Consider the following 19,776-nt stretch of genomic DNA (forward strand, 5'->3'; position numbering starts at 1 on the left):
TTGGCCGTACTCTGTCGGTGTATGAGCACTCATGTTCCCCGGCGTTCGTTGGTGCTGACGGGTCCTACGTCCGGACTTGGCCTGGCACTGGCCCAGCGCATCATGGATTCCGGATCGCACCAAGCGGTCTTTCTGTGCCGCAACGAGAAACGGCACGCCGAGTTGCGTGCACGGTTCGGGGCGAGGGACGCGCGGTACGTGGTCTGTGATCTGTCCGACCTGGCCGGCGTCAGGCGGGCGGCAGCCGATGTAAATGACTGGCTGCTGTCCGACGAGCTCGCACCGCTGGGCGCTGTGGTCCTCAACGCCGCTGTGCACCCCGGGGCCCGCACCGATCGGACTCCGGACGGCCTCGACGCGACGTTGGTCACGAATCTCATTGCCCCGCACCTTCTTCTGGCGCTCCTGCTTCGACATGCCGATGTGGCACACCATGTCCGGGTAGTGTTCGTGGGGTCGGGTGCCCATGCTCGAAGGCGTTGGTGGACGGGACTGCCGGCACCGGCGACGCTGTCGATGGAGCCGGTAGAACGCTCCGGGATATCGAGCGGTCCGCAGGCCTATGTGGCCAGCAAGAGGGCGACCGTACAGTTGTGCAGGGCCTACGCCGAGCGCGCTCCGCAGGGACTGGGGGTGCTGTCTTACGACCCCGGGATCATGGCTCAAACCAATATCGCCCGCAACTTGAACTGGTTGTCCCGGTGGTCGTTCCGGCATCTGATGACGAAGTTCAACGGTATGAGTGGGTTCAGCTCTCCCGAGCGGTCGGCGGCGTGGTTGCACGAGCACTTGACGCGAGCCGAGCTTCCGTCCAGGCTGTTGTACGCGAAAATCGACCAGTACGAACCGTGGCCGGCCACCGCATCGCAGGCCGCGCGGGCGCTCGGTGTGTTCGACGAGGTGAATTCGGTCGCCGGTATCACCACCGATGTGACGGCGCCGTGGTGGTGGGCGCCTGGATCCGGCAGGTCGGACAGCTGAAAGGCGCGGTGCACACGAAATCCGCACCGCTGTCACCTCGTTCGGTCCCTGGTCGCGATGAGAAGCAGTCGCTGAAACTGTCTTTTGGCGGCGAACGCGGCCAGCCCGGCGACGTTGCGCACCAGTGTGGCGTAGACAGTCGCCGCCGTCACGCCGTCCAGACCCGTTTCCAAGCGGTAGACGGCTTGCGCGAGTGTCCCGCTTGGCGGGAACAGCGGGGGAAAGAACCGGCCTCGGCCCAGGATCACCCGGCACCGTCGAAGAATGAGATCCTCGAATGCCTGTCCGAGCAGTTCGCCCATGACGCCGTTCTCCTTGAACGGGAAGTACCGTGAGTTGGCGATCAATCGCAGGTGTGTTCCGTGGCCTTGTACGGATTCGTACAGTGGTGAGCGCGCCGCGATCCGGTCGAGCCCTTCCTTGAGTGCCGTTTGCTCCGTGCGTCGACGGTGCTGCGCCTCGGCGTTGTTCACCCGCCGAAGCGCATGCCACGCCACGTGTGAACCCAGGTTGTTTCGATAACGGCCCTGTAATTCGCTGACGGCCTCGGCGTTCGTACGCCGGCACGCGTCGAGTACTTCCGGGGTGGTGAGCGTGGCCGCCATCGGAATCATCATGTCGGACAGTGGTTTCGCTATCGACACGATGTCCGCCAGGTGAGGCAGCCAGGACTGCTGAAGCAGAAAGGTGTCTGAGCTGCGCCAGATGCCGGTCAGTACCTCGTCGATACCGACGAGAAACCCGCCGCCGTGCTTGCCCTCCGCGATGATGTTCAGAAGTTCTGTGGGGATGCCCTGGCACGACATGCCTTGGATCAATTCACACCAGACGAGGCCGACCTCTGGGTCGTTGAGAGCAGCGCTGAGCTCCTCAGCTGCGCCCGCTCCGAACGGATCGATGAACACGACGTCTGGGTAATAGGGTTCGAAGGCTCCGTCGATACTTGCCGACCGTTGCGGTCCGTAGCGACTGACATTCAGGGTCGCTGCGGTCTTGCCGGAGAAATTGCCGCGGAAGGTGACGATCCGAGGGCGATGCGGCAGCGCCATTCTGGCCAGATACAGCGCGTTTTCCACGCTGGTGGCCCCGCTGACAGCGGGAATGGTCACCTCGAAACCGCTGAGTTCGAACAGCAACCCGGCGAGCAGGCTGGTGTAATCCACACCGTCGTCGTGTGCGGTCAGTTCACCGGCAAGGTCAGGCGGATTGTGTCCGCGAAGGTTGGCTCCGTTTCCCAACGCGCAGTCGAGGAGGGTGGTGCCATCCCGGAGGGTGATCTCCGCACCCTCTGCCCCGGCGAAGTCGAAGTCCAATCCGAACGCTTCCATCAAGTCCGCTGCGGACGGATTGGAGAACCGGCGGAAGTTGTCATTGCGCACCCGCCGGGACGCGTCGATCTGAGCCAGCACGTCCTCGTGCCCGGCGGTGAGATAGCCGTTGCTGCGCAGCGTAGCGATCACCAGCGTCAGTGAGCTGGCATTGGCGGCGAATGTCGACGTCTGTGCCATGGCGTCCAGCGGGTTATCCCACACCCGGTAGGACGCGGGCGACATCGAATAGCACCCGAACGGCACCTGGAAGTCGGTCATATTCTCGCCCAACACATATACGTCGCCCTCGACGATTCGGCCCGGCCACTCCGCGGCGGCGGGTAGCGGGCGGCTCTCGGCCACCACCCGGAGTACCCCTCGGCGATGGGCCGCGGTCAGCAGTTCACCGGTGTTCTCGTCTGCGTCCAGTGTGATCAGCGCCGACCACTTACGCCTGTCGAGTGCCTGTAACCCGTCCGAAGGTGAGGTCACGAAGTGCAGATGCCGGACCAGTCCTGCGTGCCCGGCTTCATCGAGGGGATCGAAGTACCGGCGCAGCCGTCGGGACGGGTCAACCACCAGAATCCAGCTGTGTGGATCACCATCCGCGTCGATCTTGCTGGTGTGCCGGATCAGCCGGATCGCACCGGAGAGCGCCTCCTCCAGCGAGTTCGCGTAATAGGTGACGTGATCGCCGCGGCCGGGCAGAATCTGGTCGAGCAGATACCCCACCTGGGCGCTTTCAGCGGTGATCGCCAAGCCGGATACCAGGATGTTCGGACGCTTGTTCCGATTGAGGTCGATCAAAATGTCGATGGTGGATGCGGTGGTGGGGCAATACCGTTCCGTGGGCATCGGCTTCTCCTTGACTGTTCCTGCGGATCAGTCAGTCGTTGGCTGCGGCTGCGACGTCGAGTGCGGCCACCAGTTCGGCCAGTGCAACCGGATATTCGGCGGCGAGATCGCCCAGCGCAGGTACCAGCTCCGGGCACGCGATCAATCCGATGTTCAGCCGGTCTTCGTGTGAAGCGATGGTCAGGAACAGTGCGCCGCCGTCGAACGGGGCACCGAAGGGATAGAACTCGGCGACCCGTGCACCCGCGAAGAACAGATCGTGGTGGCGGCCGCCGATGTTGGAAAGCACCAGGTTCTGCATGACGCGGTGACGGTCAGCCAGCCTGAGCCGCGAATACCACCGGAACGGCACGTTCCAATAGCGGGCGCTGAAGTCGAACCAATCGTGAATGCGCCCTGGCCCCAGCGCCTCCGCATGCTGCTTGGCCGCATCGGTGATGGCCGCGATCTCACCGGCTCGTCGCAGCGGATCTTCGGTCAGTGTCTGCAGGCTCGTCAACAGGCCGGTGGTCCGATTCCTCCCGTGCTGTCCCGGTTTGTCGTGCACAGACACGGGCACGAAGGCCTGCAACGGACGGTCGGGCAACTCGTCTCGAGCGATCAGGTATCGCCGCATGACGGTTGCCGTCAGCGCCAGCATCACATCATTGAGTTTCATGTCGAGGCGGTTTTTGGCTGCAAGGACGTCGCTCATCGGCAGGCTGGCCCAAGCCAGGTTCCGATTCGATGTCAGGGTGGTGTTGAAGGACGTCCTGGGCGCCGACATCGGCTCGGGGACGCCGGGTGGTAGTTCGGGAACATCGCGACGGCGACGAGCCCGCAATGCCTCGAGGACCAACCTGCCCAGATTGACCGGCTTGCGGGCCAGAGTGCGCAAGCCGCCGATCGCGATTGCCGCCGGCCGGGCGGCTCCCGCGTCTCGTACCACGGCATACCGGGTCGCTTCGGTTCCACACAGCTGTCCGAGCTGCGAGTTGCCGCGGACACCGTCCAAACTGGCGTTGTGCCGCTTGATGAGCACTGCGACATTGCCATCCGCCAAGCCCTCGAAGACGGTGATGGTCCACAACGGGTACCGCTGATCCAGCGGAATCGAGGCGATTTCTGAACATGCCAGGACGAGTTCATCGACGGTTCCCGGAGACGGGATGACGACACGGCTCAGGTGACGGTCCAGATCGAACGACGGGTCTTTGACCCAGAACGGGTGTCCTAGGTTGTACCAAGGATCGAAGGCGATCTCGGTGTAAGTCGGTATCTCCCGGATACGCTCGGCCAACCAGTTCCGGACCGCGGCGAAGCTGTACCCGCCGGGCATCGTCGAGGTGTCCAGGATCAGTACGCCACATCCTTGGTGATAGTGGGTCGGGGTCTCGAGATAGAGGAAGCTCGCGTCGTATCCGGTCAGCTGCTCCATTCGCAAGCCCCTATCTTTGGATCTACGGCACCGTCGAACGCTATCGTCATGACCACGATGGCGAGCTTGAGAAAGGTTGGAGTGCAAATGGACTCACCGGCTGCGGCATCACCGGAACGCGGCGGGATCGTCGGCCTCATCCGTCGTGCCGTGCTGGCCGTCGGACACCACGACCGGGCGGCCCCGATCCGGCGAGCATCGGTGGCCGCCGACCGCGCCCTGTTCAGGTTCACCCGTGGACGCTGGACGGTGACCGCGGTGTCCCGGATTCCGGCGTTGACGCTCATGGTCTCGAATCCGCGTGGTGCGATTGTCGTCGTTCCGCTGCAGTACATCGCGATCGACCAGCAGCGGTACATCGTGGGCACCAACTGGTCGCGGCCCAACCATCCGCTGTGGTCGGCGTGGCTGATCAAGAGGCCAGAATGCCGCGTCAACATCGGCGGTGACGAATTCGATTGTCGGGCAACCCTGCTGCTCGACGATGCTCGTGACTTTGTATGGACGCAGATTCTGCGGGGATCGCCGTACCAGGCGAACTGCGAGCGCAAATCGGGGCGGCAGCCGCGAGTCTTCAGACTGGATCCTGTGCTCACCGACGCGCACCGACGACCTTGACGGCGAACTTGGGTGACGGCGAGCTCGACGACATCCGATTGGTAAGTCGATACGACGAATCCGCCAACTCCAGCTCGCAGCGATGAATGATGCGGGCTAGCGTCAGCTGCATCAGTGTCTCCGCCAGGCCCTTGCCGATACACATGTGCGGCCCGCGACCGAACGGTGAGTACGCACCTGGTGTGCGGTTGGGTATCGCGGACGAGCCGTGTCTGTCGACGTCGAACCTCATGGGATCCGGGTAATGTTCACCGAGGAAATGCGGGACGGTGGTGCCGATGAACACGTGTTCGCCACGCCGGACAGGGTGACCCTGGAACTCGAAATCGCGTGCGGCCACCCGGATCAGGAACGATGCGATCGGATGCAGGCGCATCGCCTCGGTAACCGCGCCATGTAGGACGGGGGTGGACTTGAACAGTGTTTCGTTGTTGAGGATCGGCTCGCTGAAAAGGCCATCGACCTCGGTTTGGATGCGTCTTAACACGTCCGGGTGCTTGAGGATCAGGTACAGCGCGAAAGTCGCACTGGCGGAAGTTGTCTCGACTCCGGCGAAGTATGGGAGAACGCAGTGGAACAACATGTTGCGCTGGCTGGCGGTGCCGGATTCGCCACCGGATGCCTCCAGGATGTCGCGCAGGAGTATGGATCGGTCGGTCCCGCCGGCGTCTCGTGATCGGCGTGCCAGGGCGATCGCCGACTCCGCGACTTTATTCACTCTCGACCGTGCATTGACATACCGCGGCAGCCGCAGCATCGTCTTCGGAATATGTTGCACCGGGGCGATCTTGAGTATCTCGCGAGTGACCAGCGCGATGTCGTCGATCTCTGCGTCCGTCGGCCGAACGCCGCCGACGAACGTGCCGACTTGGGCGATCGAGAGCTTCTGCATGGCGGGAAGAACCGGCACCACGTTGCCCGGGAGCCAGTTCTTGTCGACGGCGGCGTCGATGACTTCGACGGCCTCGGCATAGCGGCCACTCATCGCCTCGCGCGAGTAGCCGCGCTGCAGCAGCGTGCGCCACTGCTTGTGTGGGTCACCATCGACGGCGACCAGTGAATCCTTGCCGCCGAACTCTTCCTCGACGAAGCGCCACGAACTTCCGACGGTGAGGCATTCCCGGCCTTGTTTGCTGCTCATGAAGTTGGCCGCCTCGGTACCTGCAATGACGGTGTATGTCAGGTACGGCATCTTGAGTGTGAACACCGGACCGTGTTGAAGATACTTCTCGTACAGGTACAGGGTCGGGTCCATCATCAGCCCGATCGTGTCGCCCAGTCGAGGGATCGCCCTGGACAGCGTGCGCGCCGCACGCAGTCGTGCGGGTCCGACGTAGTTCGTGTTCGGTTCGGGACGCGAAATCGCTGCTTCGAACACCTGTCCAACCCCCCCCTGGGTGTGGTGCGCTGATTGTTCCCCGAGGCCGTCGGCACGCGAGAGTCTGCGCCGAAGACAATACGGGCATACTAGAACGTGTTACCGTTCTTTGCCAAGGGGTATGGGTGCGGGCCGCACGGATTGTCGAATTTCGGGGTGGCGACGCACTGAATGCCGTCAACGCGGCCGGCTGGCCTTCCCCAGTAGTTCTCAACTGTGCCAATGCGGCTGAAAGGGAATGTCTGGCGATCAACTCCGTCTTTCGCCTTTGGTCGATCGCCTGTGCGGGCGCCGTTCCCGCGCATATCCTGGTGATGAAATCCGACTAGACAGCGTAGCCATAATCTGGGGAATCGATGACTACACCTGAGCCGCCGCAGCTTCCGTTTCCGCGCGACGGATTGTTCGCCCCGTCGCCCGAACATCGGCGGTTGCAACGGGCCGGCGCCGTCCATCCGGTCCGGACCGCAGTCGGAGATCCGGCGTGGTTGGTGACCAGCCACGCGGCGGTCCGACTGCTCTTCGACGACGACCGCGTCGGACGCGCTCACGCGCAGCCGGAGATCGCCTCGCGCACAGGAAAATCCGCATTCTTCGGCGGACCTATCGGCGACTTCGCAACCGAATCTGCCGACCACGCGCGTGGCAGGCGTCTGATGCAGCCGCACTTCTCGCCCAAGCAGATGCGGTCTCTCGCAGGCCGGGTGCGCGAACACACGACTGCACTGCTCGATTCGATGATCGAGCAGGGCCCTCCCGCCGATCTCTATGCCTCCGTTGCGCTTCCGCTGCCCATGGTGGTGCTCTGTGAGTTGCTCGGCGTCCCGCACGAGGACCGAGAACTGTTCCGTGAGTGGACGTCGGCCGCGACCAACACCAAAGACAACGCACTGTCCGAGTCGGGAATTGGCCAGTTGTTCATGTACGGATTGCAGCTCGTGGACCGAAAGCGACGCGAGCCTGCCGATGATGTCATCTCGCGGCTATGTGCGATCGACGATGTCGCCGATCACGAGATCGCCTCGCAGTCAATGGCGCTGTTGCTGGGCGGCCATGAGACCACGGTGGTTCAGCTGAGCTTGGCGACTCTGCTGTTGTTGACGAACCGGGATCAATGGGAAGCCCTGGTCGGACAGCCTGATCTGGTGCCCAACGCGGTGGAGGAGACGCTGCGCGCTTCCCGGACCGGCGGTGGCGAGATCCCGCGTTACGCGCGGGAGGATTTCGAGCTGGCCGGAGTCGAGATAGCCGCCGGCGACCTGCTTTTGCTCGACGTCGGTGCAGCGAATCATGATCCCGCGGTCTTCGACAGTCCAGATCGGCTTGACGTCGAGCGGTCCACCGCAGCTCATGTGACGTTCGGGTACGGTGCGCGCTACTGCGTCGGCGCACCGCTCGCACGGCTGCAGATCACCGAGGTGTTGACTCAGCTGCTCACGCGACTGCCGACCCTGCGCCTCGATAAGGACGTGTCCGAGTTGTCGATGCGGGCCGACAGTCTGACCGGCGGCTTCTTCGAGTTGCCCGTTACCTGGTGATCCGCGGACTCACGCCTCGATCACGCCCAGTTCGGAGAGGTCCGCAGGGTATTTGAGGATCAGCTCCCTGGACACCTGTGGGATCGCACCGCCTGCCACGTTGTGGTCGCGAACCGCCGCACGGAAACGGTCGGCGGTGAACGCCGATCCGGTGACAGCCAGGGCGGGCGCGGTCAGGGCGGCAGGCAGGCTGAGCAAGGTGTGCGGGCGCAGCCGTTCCGGTAACCCCCGAAGACTCGTGTGCAGACGGGTGAACCAGTCCGCGTAATCGGAGATGCGATGAATCTGACATCCCGACTCGGCAAGCCAGGTGATGAAGCTGTCCAGTGACACCGAGTCCTGATGGGGATTCACTACGTTGTAGGTGTGGAAGCCCGTCGTGGCGGGAATGTGCGTGGTGGCCTCGGCGACGAAATCGACGGGCAATCCGTCGAAATGTGCTGACGACGCGTCGCCGACGTAGAACGATACGGGCGCGAGTCCGGTGCTCAGAATGCTGGCCATGAGCCGGCTGATGACGTCGGGTGCATTGATCTGCCCCGCAAAAACGCTGTGCGGCAGCAGCATATTGCATCGGAATACCGAAACCGGCAGGCCGAACCGCTCGTGCGCCTCGCGGCAGAGGACCTCACCTGCCCATTTGCTCACGGCATAGCCGTTCGCATAGGAGTGGTCGAGGACGTGGTGTTCGCTCACCGCCCGGATGTCGGTTTCCTCGTCCACCAGCTGTCCGTCGGCGCCGATCGCCGCAGCCACGGTCGACACGAAGGTCAGCGGCTTGAGTCGGCGCGTCAGCGCCAGTCGAACAACTTCGGCGGTACCGAAGACGTTCGGCCCGAACAGTTCACGGTAGGGAAGCATGTGGTTGACCAGGGCGCCGGTGTGCACGACGGCGTCCACGTCGTCGGCGAGGCGGTCCCAGTTGTGCTTCGACAGGCCTAGTCGCTCCACCCCGAGATCGCCGGCGATAACTTCGAGGTGATCACGGGCCAACTCGGCGAATCGCTCGGCGAGCTCGGGATCGGTGCCGACAGCGTCCATGACCCGGCGACGGGCCTCCGCGTCGGAAGTCCCCCGGGCGATGCCGATCACGGTACCGCCGGCCGCAGCCAAGCGTTCCATCCATGCCAGGCATTGGAAACGGCCCAGAAAGCCGTTGACTCCGGTGATCAGAACCGTGTGAGGCTCATCCACCACAGTGTGTGCGCCGGCGGCCGGTGAAAGGGTGTCCGGATCGATGAACCGGTCCAATGTCAGTTCACCGGTGAAAATCCGCCCGGTATCTGTGGCGTGCACCGATTCGAATGTCGCAGTGCTCGTCTGCCGGTCCACTCGATTTTCGATGCGCTCCGCCAGGCAAGACAGGGTGGTGGTGGGGTCGATGATCTCGGCAACGGGAACGTCGACGTCGAAGACGTCTCGCAGCAGAGCTGAAAGGGACAGTGCGGACAGGGAATCGCCGCCCAATTCGACAAATCTGATGTCCGCGACCACATCGGCGGACGGCAAGTCCAGCGTGATCTGGACTGCTTGCCTGACCGTCTCCAGGATCGTCCGATCGGATTTGCCGGAACGCAGTTCACGAAGCGCTTCGTCGGCTCGGGCCGACAAATCTGTGTAGAGCCGCTCCAGCCGGGCGCCGTATGCCACCCGTAGTTTCGGGCGCGCCAGTTTGTTCGATGTCGTCAGCAGACCGTTCGCGGCGGTGAACGGCTGCGCTTCGATGAGGAAATCCCGTGGTATCTCCCAGGCGTTCAACCGTTGGTCACGACCTATCGCTTGCAGCGCCGCGCGTATCCGTACTCGAATATCGGCTGACGGAAGCTCCGGATCAGGCACGACGACGGCGAGCAGGAAGGATTGCTCACTGTTGCCGTAGATGAAGATCTGCTGAATGTCCGGGTGACTGCTGAACGAGGCCTCCAATTGGGACACCGCTACGAACTCGCCTTGGGACAGTTTGAGGACGTTGTTGCGGCGATCGACATACTTCAGCCGGTCAGGGGCGATCTCGGCCATGATGTCGCCGGTGCGGTAGTAACCGTCATCGTCGAACGACTGTGCCGTCAGTTCCGGCCGCTTGTAATACCCGGCCATCGCATTCTGGGTTTTCACCAGCAATTCGCCACGGGGGAAGGGCTTGTCGGTGCTGAAGTATCCGAGCTCGGGAACGTCGATCAGCTTGTAGTCGATGACCGGCGGCCGTGAGACCGCGCCGTCGATGGTGATCCCGACGACCTCGGTCGCGCCGTAGCTGATGACGAGCGGAGCATCGAGGAGGTCTTCCATCAATTCGTGCATCGCAGCGGACAACGGCGCACTGGCGCAGCTGGCCCATAGGTAACGGCCCCCGAGCAATTCGTTGCGGACGAACTCTTTTGCGTCATTCTCGGCGGTCGGTCGGTCCATGCCATCGGCGATGCGATGCTCGACTTCGCCGTGGTAGCGGTGGGCGATCATTTCGCAGACTCGGGGGACCAGTGGCAGCGAGGTCGGACGGATCAACGAGAGATCATCGAACAGCGTCGACAGGTCAGCTCGGGCGACAAAGTAATTGGTGCCGCCGCCGGACAAAGTCGTGTAGAGAAAACCTCGCCCGTAGAAATGGCTCATCGGCATATACGTGAGCCCGATCGCCGGGGCCAGTGACGCCGATATCCACGCCATCGCGCACATGCGCTCGGTGCAGATGGCGGCCTTCGGGGAGCCGGTGCTTCCGGAGGTGTAAAGGAGTGCCACCATGGGGTTTTCGTCGTGTTCGTCGACGTGAGGCGAAACCGCGGGGTGGTGGACACCACGTTCGACCAGCGAGGGCAGCGTGACGACGCCGACCGCCTTGTGCTGTCGAAGTGTGCTGATCGTCGTCTCGAACACTTCACGCTGCGCATCGACTTCCGGCAGGTAGTCGAAGACGACCAGCTGTGCCGGGGTATGCGCGCAGATCTGCAGAGCCTGCACCGCTAGCTCGAGAGCATCGATCCCGGCACACACGACGACGGGCTCGACCTCGTCGAACATCGCCGAAAGATCGGCAGCGGCGGCGGTTGCAGGCAGCGGTACGGCGACCGCGCCCATCCGGATACACGCCAGATCCACCACGGTGTAGTCGACACCGGCTGATCCGACCGTGCACACGAAGTCGCCGGCGCTGACCCCGGTGACCTCGTGTCGCCAGGCGCTGGCGACGGCTCCGACCCGATGCCACAACTCGCTGTAGGTGATGGTGTCGAAATGGTCGAGGAGCTCTTGATGTATTCGCCCGTCGCTGCCCGAGACGAGTCTGTGGGCGCGCTGTCCGAGGGCCGGCCGATCTGCATAGCCCTCCATGACTGCGGCGACCATCTGTGCGATGCGCATCCCGGGCGCTTTCACTGCGTCGGCGATCGCGGAGACGGGCATGGCGGAGGCGAACTGTGGGTCGGACCCCAGCAATCCGACCAGTTTGGCCGTGATTCGCTCGAGGTCGGCGACGCCCATCGTCTTGTTGTCCGTCATCGGGGGCTCTGCCTTTTCGGGATCGCATGCTGCTGAGTCATGGAAATCGCCAGGGGCGGTAAGCAGCGTGCCCGCTGTACGCGCATATTGTCAATGCTGCGCAACTCCTCGGCTCGCTCACCTCGCCGTTTGCTGAACGACATCGCGGATGCGGAGCGGCGAGTACGCAGAGCGCTCCGGCGCCGTGGCGCCACCCACGGAGCGCCGCGTTTCATCGAACGAGAACGCGTTCCAATTTCATCGCTGAACGCGCGGACATCACCTGGGCTTTCTCGTAAAACTCGGGGCAGTTGCCGGAATTGTTACGGTGAACACGTTCTAGTTAGTATGCTGTCGGCGACATGAGGACTGCGTGGGCGGGCAAAGGGGGCGCGTGAAAGCCAACCAACGGGGTTTGTTCACCAATGTCGTCTGCCCGGCCGCTGCCGGCGCCGCCCGCGGGCCGGTGCGCCGCAGTCACGGCCCGGGACGTGGCGGACACGCGAGGGCGTGTCATGGGGTACGGTCCGCCGGGATGCTCGTTCCGTGACACAACCAGTACACAGTTCGGCCATCTCGAGCAGCGAGCCGTTTGCGTCCGATACCTTGAATCTTCTCCGAACCCGACTGGACCCCGAAGTACGCAAGGACGTTCATGGCAAACGGTGACGCGAAGCGCAGTCATGTGAGGATCGCGGCCGCGATCCTCGCTGCGATTGTTGTCGCCGCGGTGGTGTTCACCTACCTGTCCTATACGGCGGCCTTCACCCAGACCGACACCGTCACGGTGACCTCGCCGCGCGCCGGCCTGGTGATGGAAACCGATGCCAAGGTCAAATACCGTGGCATCCAGATCGGTAAGGTCACCCGGATCGCCTATGCCGGTGACCAGGCCAAGCTGACGCTGGACATCGACCGCAACCAGATGCGTTTCATCCCGGCCAATGCCGTGGTGAAGATCGGCGGCACAACGGTTTTCGGCGCCAAATCGGTCGAGTTCCTACCGCCCGAGGATCCGAAGAAGGCGGCGCTGCAGCCGGGCGTGAACATCGAAGCCAGCAGCGTGCAGTTGGAAGTCAACACGCTGTTCCAAACCCTCACCGATCTTCTGCACAAGATCGACCCGATCAACCTGAACGCCACGCTGACCGCGTTGGGTGAGGGCTTGCGTGGCCATGGTGACGACTTGGGCGCCACCATGGCCGGACTGAACTCCTATCTGGCGCAGCTCAACCCGAAGTTGCCTACGCTGCAGTCCGATATCGCCAAGGCCGGCGTGGTCGCCAACGTCTACGGCGACGCCGGCGCCGATCTGGCCACCGTCCTGGACAACGCGCCCAAGCTGTCCAAGACGATCGTCGACGAACAGGACAACCTGAACGCCGCGCTGCTGGCCGCCACCGGATTCGCCGAGAACGGCACCGCGACGCTGGCGCCGGCTGCCGACGACTACATCGCGGCGATCAAGCGGTTGCGGGCCCTGGCCAAGGTGGCCGCCGATTATTCGCCCGAATTCGGGTGTCTGTTCAAGGGCGTCAGAAAAGCCAACGACACCTTCGCACCCGTCATCGGTGGTATCCGCCCGGGTTTGTTCGTGGCGGCGAACTTCCTGCCGGGCGCGCCCGCTTACACATTCCCGGAGAGCCTGCCGATGGTGAACGCGTCCGGTGGTCCGAACTGCCGTGGTCTGCCCGATGTGCCGAGCAAGCAATTCGGTGGCAGTTGGTACCACTCCCCGTTCCTGGTGACCGACAACGCCTACGTGCCGTACCAGCCCAACACCGAAGTAGCGTTCAACGCCCCGTCGACGCTGCAGTTCCTGTTCAACGGTGCCTACGCCGAGCGGGATGACTTCTGATGCAGAGCCAGAGACGGACGCTGATCAACGTCATCGTGTTCACGGTGGCGATGGTCCTGGTCGCCGCGGGCCTGGTGGTGGTCTTCGGCCAGTTCCGGTTCGCGTCCAGCAGTTCATACCACGCCAACTTCGCCGAGGCCTCCCGCCTGAAGGCGGGCCAGGACGTGCGCATCTCCGGTGTGCCGGTGGGCTCCGTCAGTGCGGTGAAGCTCAACCCCGACAACACCGTCGACGTGGCGTTCGACGTGAACAAGCGCTATCAGCTCTACACCTCGACCAGGGCGGTGGTGCGCTACGAGAATCTGGTCGGCGACCGCTATCTGGAGATCACCTCGGGTCCGGGTGAACTGCGCAAGCTTGCGCCGGGTGCCACCATCTCGCGCCAGAACACGCAGCCCGCACTGGATTTGGACGCGCTGCTGGGTGGGCTGAAGCCGGTGCTCAAGGGTCTGGACGGCACCAAGATCAACGAAGTCAGCAACGCGGTGATCGAGATGTTGCAGGGCCAGGGCGGTCCCATTCAGAACCTGCTGGCCAGCACGAGCTCGTTCAGCCAGAACCTGGCGAACCGGGACCAGCTGATCGGTGACGTCATCACCAATCTGAACACCGTGCTGGGCACCGTGGACGAGAAGGGCACCCAGTTCAATGCCAGCGTCGTCGAACTGCAGAAGCTCATCACGGGGCTGGCCGAAGGTCGTGATCCCATCGCCGGTGCGATCGGGCCACTGGCGTCGGCCGAGAACGACCTGACCGAGATGCTGCAGGCTTCGCGGCGGCCGCTGCAAGGGGTCATCGAGAACGCCCGGCCCTTCCTGCAGCGCCTCGACGAGCGCAAGGCCGATGTGAACAAGGTGATAGAGCCGCTCGCCGAGAATTACCTGCGCCTCAACGCGTTGGGCGCCTACGGGTCGTTCTTCAACATCTACTACTGCTCCATCCGGATGAAGATCAACGGTCCTGCCGGAAGTGACATCCTGATCCCGTTCGGCGGTCCGCCGGACCCGACCAAGGGGAGGTGCTCAACCGATGGCTAAACCTGACGGCAACAACCCGTTGCGGACGGGCATCCTGGGCATCTTCGTGGTGGCCTGCCTGGTGTTGATCTCCTTCGGCTACACCGGTCTGCCGTGGTGGCCCCAGGGCCGCAACTACGAGGCCTATTTCACCGATGCCGGTGGGATCTCGCCGGGTAACGACGTCGCGGTGTCCGGAATCAAGGTCGGCAAGGTCACCTCGGTGGCGCTGGCTGGGGATCAGGCCAAAGTCGGCTTCACCGTCGACCGGAACATCAAGGTCGGTAACCAGACGCTGGTGGCCATCAAGACCGACACCGTGCTGGGCCAGAAGTCGCTGTCGGTGACACCCAAGGGCGGTGGGGATTCGACGGTGATTCCGGTGGGGCGCACCACGACTCCCTACACGTTGAACACCGCGCTGCAGGATCTCGGCGGGAACGTCAGTGCCCTGGACAAACCGAAGTTCGAGCAGGCACTGCAGACCCTCACCGATACCCTGCACGACGCCACTCCCCAGCTGCGCGGTGCGCTCGACGGTGTCGCGAACCTGAGCCGCAGCCTCAACAAGCGTGACCAGGCCCTTGAGGAACTGCTCGGCCACGCAAAGCGGGTGTCCGACACGCTGGCGCAACGCGCCGATCAGGTCAACAAGCTGGTCACCGATGGCAATCTGCTCTTTGCCGCGCTGGACGAGCGCAGACAGGCGCTGAGTTCGCTGATCGCCGGTATCGACGATGTGTCACACCAGCTTTCCGGTTTCGTGGCCGACAACAAGCGCGAATTCGAGCCCTTGCTGAGGCGCCTCAACGCGGTGATGGCCAACTTGCTGGAACGGCGGGAGCACATCGGCGAGGCGCTCAAGCGGCTGCCTGGCTATGCCACCGCGCTGGCCGAGGTGGTCGGCAACGGCCCCGGCTTCAACATCAACCTCTACGGCCTGCCGCCGGCAAGCATGTCCGAAGTGCTCCTGGACACCTACTTCCAGCCGGGCAAGTTGCCCGACAGCCTCGCCGACATGCTGCGCGGATACATCTCCGAACGCCTGATCGTGAGGCCGAAGTCGCCATGACACAACCCGATTCGAATTCGACCCGCGGAAAGTGGCTGCGTGGCGGCCTCGCCGTGGCGCTGGTGGCCCTGCTTGCTGTGGGTGTCTACCTGGTGTGGCCGAACCGTGGCGGTCAGAAAGTGGTCGCGTACTTCACCACCGCGGTCGGGCTCTACCCCGGTGACGAAATCCGGGTGGTCGGGGTACCGGTCGGCCGGATCGACTCGGTCCAGCCGCGCGCGACGGATGTCAAGATCACCATGACCCTCGACGACGGCATCAAGGTTCCCGCCGATGCCCGTGCGCTGATCATCGCCCCGAACCTGGTGTCGGCCAGGTTCATTCAGCTGACCCCGGCGTACACCGGTGGTGACGCTCTGGCTGACAACGCCCAGATCGGGTTGGACCGCACTGGCGTGCCGGTCGAGTGGGACGAGGTCAAGGAGCAGCTCACCGCGCTGTCCGCCCAGCTGGGGCCGAAGCAGAACGGCCTGCAGGGGCCGCTGGTGGCTGCGGTCAATCAGGCCGCCGACACCTTCGACGGCAACGGCGACTCGTTCCGGGCGGCGCTGCGCGAGCTGTCGCAGACCGCGGGCCGATTGGGTGACTCGCGCACCGACCTGTTCGGTACCGTGCGCAATCTGCAGGTGTTGGTGAACGCCCTGTCCAACAGCAATGAGCAGCTGGTGCAGTTCACCGGCCACGTGGCATCGGTGTCCCAGGTGCTGGCCGCCAGTTCGGCCGATCTGGACACCACGTTGGGTGCGCTCAACCAGGCGCTCGGCGATATCAAAGGGCTGCTGCACGATTCGAACAAATCGCTGATCGACTCGGTGGGCAAGCTGGCCGACTTCACCCAGATCCTCAACGACCACAGCGATGACATCGAGCAGATCCTGCACGTCACGCCGAATGGCCTGGCCAACTTCTACAACATCTACAACCCGGCCCAGGGCACCGTCGGCGGGTTGTTGTCACTACCCAACTTCGGCAACCCGGTGCAGTTCATCTGCGGTGGCACCTTCGACGTCGGCGCCTCGCCGGACAATTACAAACGGGCCGAGTTGTGCCGTCAGCGAATGGGGCCGGTATTCAAGCGCATCGCGATGAACTACCCGCCTGTGCTGTTCCATCCGATCGACAGCATCACCGCCTACAAGGGGCAGATCATCTACGACACGCCCGCGACCGAGGCCAAGGCGCAGACGCCGGTGCCGTACCTGCAGTGGCAGCCCGCGCCCGGCGTCACTCCGCCCACCACCACTCCGGATGGAAACCTCAGTGATCTGATCCTGCCGCCGCCGGCGGTCACCGGGCAGATCTCGCCGGCCGGACCGGTGCACCCGGCGCCGCCCATGGGTGCGGGACCGCTTCCCGGACCACCGCCGGCTGTCACACCTGCGGGAGCGGGCGGATGAGGCGTATCTTGTTGCGGGGCACCGCCCTGGCGTCCGGCACACTGGTGCTGGCCGGCTGTCAGTTCGGCGGGCTGAACTCGCTGGACATGCCGGGTACTGCCGGGCACGGAAGCGGCTCCTACACGATCACCGTCGAACTGCCGGATGTGGCGACCCTGCCGCAGAACTCACCGGTGATGGTCGACGATGTGACCGTCGGCAGCGTGTCCGGTATCGAAGCGGTCCAGCGGCCGGACGGCACCTTCTTCGCCGCGGTGAAGTTGTCACTGGACGGTGACGTCAAGCTGCCGGCCAACTCGACGGCGACCGTGGCGCAGACCTCCCTGCTGGGCTCGCAGCACGTCCAACTGACGGCCCCGGAGGGCAAGGGTGTCGGCAAGCTCGCTGAGGGTTCCAACATCCCGCTCGGGCGCATCGGCCGCTATCCGACCACCGAAGAGGTGCTGTCCTCGCTCGGCGTGGTGGTCAACAAGGGCAATCTCGGTGCGCTGCAGGACATCACCGACGAGGCGTACGCGGCGGTGGCCGGGCGTGCGGGTAGCTTCGCCGAGTTGCTGCCGCGGCTGGCGGAACTGACCTCGTCGCTCGACCAGCAGACCAACGACATCATCTCCGCGGCCGACGGTCTGAATCGGTTCGCGTCGATGCTGGCCCAGAGCAAGGACAATCTGGGCCGGACGCTGGACACTTTGCCCAACGCGCTGAAGGTGCTCAACGACAATCGGTCCAACATCGTCGACGCGTTCGGCGCGCTGCGGAAGTTCGCCACGGTGGGCGCCCGCGTTCTCTCGGAGACCAAGACCGACTTCGCCGCCGACATGAAAGATCTGTTCCCGGTGATCAAGGCGTTCAACGACAACGCCGACGACGTCATCGTCGATCTGGAACTCTTGCCGACCTTCCCGTTCCACTACAAGTACCTGCGCAACGCGGTACGCGGTGACTATCTGAACACGTTCGTGACGTTCGACCTCACCGTGCGGCGGTTCGGCGAATCGATCTTCACCACATCGTTCTTCGACCCGAACATGAAGCACCTGAACGAGGTCATCAACCCGCCGGACTTCCTGACCGGCGCGCTGGCGAACCTGTCCGGGCAAGCCGCGGATCCGTTCAAGATTCCGCCGGGTACGGCCACCCAGCACGGAGGTACGCCGTAATGCTGGACAGGTTGACCCGACTTCAGCTGTCGATCTTCGCGGTGGTCACCGTGCTGACCGTGACCGCGATCTCGATGTTCTATCTGCATGTGCCGTCGGCGCTGGGTATCGGCAGTTACAACATCACCGCCAATTTCGTGGCGGGCGGCGGCCTGTACAAGAACGCCAACGTGACCTATCGGGGCGTCACCATCGGTCGGGTCGAAGACGTGGGCCTCACCGACAACGGTGTCGTTGCCCATATGCGGTTGAACACCGACATCGATGTGCCCGAGAACGTGACCGCGACGGTCAAGAGCGTGTCCGCAGTGGGCGAGCAATACATCGATCTGGTGCCACCTGCCGGAGACGAAGCTCCGGCGAAGGGGCTGCTGCGGGATGGTTCGAACATCGGTGTCGCGCACACCGCGATCGGCCAGGACATCGCCGGGCTGCTCAAGCAGGCCGATGATCTGGTCAGCAGCGTCGGAGACAGCCGCATCCAGGAATTGCTCAAGGAAACGTTCAAAGCGTTCAACGGGTCCGGGCCGGAGCTGTCACGGCTCATCCAGTCCTCCCGCCAGCTGATCGACGAGGCCAACGCCAATTACGGGCAGACGACCCAGCTGATCGACCAGGCCGGGCCGTTCCTGGATGCGCAAATCCGCGCCGGCGACGACATCAAATCCTCCGTCGATGGCCTGGCCCGGTTCACCTCCGAGGTGAACAAGGCCGACCCGCAGCTGCGTTCGGTGCTGCAGACGGTGCCGGGTGCGGTCGCCGAAGCCAACACCACCTTCGCCGGGATCCGGCCGACGTTCCCGATGCTGGCGGCGAACCTGGCCGACTTCGGCCGGATCGGCGTCATCTACAACAAGGCCATCGAGCAGGCGCTGGTGATCTTCCCGGCGTTGATCGCGGCGCTCAACACGGTCGGCGGTGGACTGCCGTTCGACGAGGGCGGCAAGCTCGACTTCAAGGTCGACCTCGGCGATGCGCCGCCATGCCTGACCGGCTTCCTGCCCGCGACCCAGGTCCGCTCACCGGCGGACACCACGTTGCGTGACCTGCCCAACGATCTGTACTGCAAGACCGCGCAGAGCGATCCCTCCGTGGTACGCGGCGCCCGCAACTATCCCTGCCAGGAGTTCCCCGGCAAGCGGGCACCGACGATCCAGCTCTGCCGGGACCCGCGCGGGTATGTGCCGATCGGCAGCAATCCCTGGCGCGGCCCGCCGGTGCCGTACGGCACCCCGGTCGAGGACGGCCGTAACATTCTGCCGCCCAACAAATTTCCGATGATTCCGCCCAGCGCGGATTACGACCCGGGCCCACCGTCGGTGCAGCTACCGCCCGGCGTGCAACCGGGGCCCGGACCGGCGCCGAACGCTCCGTTCCCGCTGCCGGTGCCGCCCAATGACAATCCGCCCGCGCCGCCCGGCACCTTCTACGCGCCACCGGACCAGGTGGTGCCCCCATACGGACGCATCCCGCCACCCCCGCCCGGCGCGCCTGCGCCCGAGGCACCCGCGCCGTTGCCTGCCGAAGCACCCCAACCCCAAGCCAGCGCTCCGGCGAGCACCACCTACGATCCGAGGACCGGGGTGTTCGCCGATCCGTCGGGCGGCACCGGCGTGTTCGCCTCCGGTTCCGACAAGTTCTCACCGGCGGAGAACTGGGTGGATTTGATGATGGCGCCAAAGCAGGTTTAGGCAGGTCTTAG

Annotated in this window: 13 protein-coding genes; 9 read left to right on the forward strand and 4 right to left on the reverse strand. The window is 64.1% G+C overall.

Features of this window, described 5'->3' with window-relative positions; all coding sequences use genetic code 11:
• The first annotated feature begins 21 nt into the window (after positions 1-21).
• A complete protein-coding gene (locus ACXPWS_RS03000) occupies positions 22-981 on the forward strand; it encodes an SDR family NAD(P)-dependent oxidoreductase (RefSeq protein WP_458711013.1) in 960 nt (319 codons plus the stop codon).
• Positions 982-1,013: 32 nt separating this feature from the next.
• Here ACXPWS_RS03000 and ACXPWS_RS03005 read toward each other — a convergent pair whose 3' ends face one another.
• Positions 1,014-3,146 (reverse strand): aminotransferase class III-fold pyridoxal phosphate-dependent enzyme, encoded by a 2,133-nt coding sequence (locus ACXPWS_RS03005; RefSeq protein WP_458711014.1) that lies wholly within the window; start codon positions 3,144-3,146, stop codon positions 1,014-1,016.
• Between the two features lie 31 nt (positions 3,147-3,177).
• On the reverse strand, positions 3,178-4,563 hold the full coding sequence (locus ACXPWS_RS03010; protein ID WP_458711015.1) for a wax ester/triacylglycerol synthase family O-acyltransferase: 1,386 nt from the start codon (positions 4,561-4,563) through the stop codon (positions 3,178-3,180).
• A gap of 87 nt (positions 4,564-4,650) precedes the next feature.
• On the opposite strand from ACXPWS_RS03010, the gene ACXPWS_RS03015 reads away from it, so the two are divergent.
• A complete protein-coding gene (locus ACXPWS_RS03015) occupies positions 4,651-5,181 on the forward strand; it encodes a nitroreductase/quinone reductase family protein (protein ID WP_458711016.1) in 531 nt (176 codons plus the stop codon).
• On the opposite strand, the gene ACXPWS_RS03020 is transcribed toward ACXPWS_RS03015, so the two are convergent.
• A complete protein-coding gene (locus ACXPWS_RS03020) occupies positions 5,156-6,439 on the reverse strand; it encodes a cytochrome P450 (RefSeq protein WP_458713394.1) in 1,284 nt (427 codons plus the stop codon). The two genes, ACXPWS_RS03015 and ACXPWS_RS03020, sit on opposite strands and share 26 nt — an antisense overlap.
• 476 nt (positions 6,440-6,915) lie before the next feature.
• On the opposite strand from ACXPWS_RS03020, the gene ACXPWS_RS03025 reads away from it, so the two are divergent.
• A complete protein-coding gene (locus tag ACXPWS_RS03025; protein ID WP_458711017.1) occupies positions 6,916-8,097 on the forward strand; it encodes a cytochrome P450 in 1,182 nt (393 codons plus the stop codon).
• A 9-nt stretch (positions 8,098-8,106) separates the two neighbouring features.
• Here ACXPWS_RS03025 and car read toward each other — a convergent pair whose 3' ends face one another.
• Positions 8,107-11,592, reverse strand: a complete 3,486-nt coding sequence (gene car, locus ACXPWS_RS03030; RefSeq protein WP_458711018.1) for a carboxylic acid reductase — start codon at positions 11,590-11,592, stop codon at positions 8,107-8,109.
• Positions 11,593-12,226: 634 nt separating this feature from the next.
• Between car and ACXPWS_RS03035 the strand changes: the two genes are divergently transcribed.
• The 6 genes from ACXPWS_RS03035 to ACXPWS_RS03060 are packed head-to-tail and all read left to right on the forward strand — an operon-like array spanning position 12,227 to position 19,765.
• Positions 12,227-13,429: an MCE family protein gene (locus tag ACXPWS_RS03035; protein WP_458711019.1), complete on the forward strand. Its 1,203-nt coding sequence runs from the start codon at positions 12,227-12,229 to the stop codon at positions 13,427-13,429.
• Complete coding sequence (locus ACXPWS_RS03040) at positions 13,429-14,466, forward strand: MCE family protein (RefSeq protein WP_458711020.1); 1,038 nt, start codon at positions 13,429-13,431, stop codon at positions 14,464-14,466. The genes ACXPWS_RS03035 and ACXPWS_RS03040 overlap by 1 nt, the downstream gene beginning before the upstream one ends.
• Positions 14,459-15,517, forward strand: a complete 1,059-nt coding sequence (locus tag ACXPWS_RS03045) for an MCE family protein (protein ID WP_458711021.1) — start codon at positions 14,459-14,461, stop codon at positions 15,515-15,517. Before ACXPWS_RS03040 ends, ACXPWS_RS03045 begins: the two co-directional genes overlap by 8 nt.
• Positions 15,514-16,914, forward strand: a complete 1,401-nt coding sequence (locus tag ACXPWS_RS03050) for an MCE family protein (RefSeq protein ID WP_458711022.1) — start codon at positions 15,514-15,516, stop codon at positions 16,912-16,914. Before ACXPWS_RS03045 ends, ACXPWS_RS03050 begins: the two co-directional genes overlap by 4 nt.
• Positions 16,911-18,074 (forward strand): MCE family protein, encoded by a 1,164-nt coding sequence (locus tag ACXPWS_RS03055; RefSeq protein WP_458711023.1) that lies wholly within the window; start codon positions 16,911-16,913, stop codon positions 18,072-18,074. The genes ACXPWS_RS03050 and ACXPWS_RS03055 overlap by 4 nt, the downstream gene beginning before the upstream one ends.
• Positions 18,074-19,765 carry a virulence factor Mce family protein gene (locus tag ACXPWS_RS03060; RefSeq protein WP_458711024.1) on the forward strand — a complete coding sequence of 564 codons (1,692 nt, stop codon included), beginning with the start codon at positions 18,074-18,076 and terminating at the stop codon, positions 19,763-19,765. The genes ACXPWS_RS03055 and ACXPWS_RS03060 overlap by 1 nt, the downstream gene beginning before the upstream one ends.
• The last annotated feature ends 11 nt before the right edge of the window (positions 19,766-19,776 follow it).

It is taken from the genome of Mycobacterium sp. BMJ-28 (genome assembly GCF_054404835.1).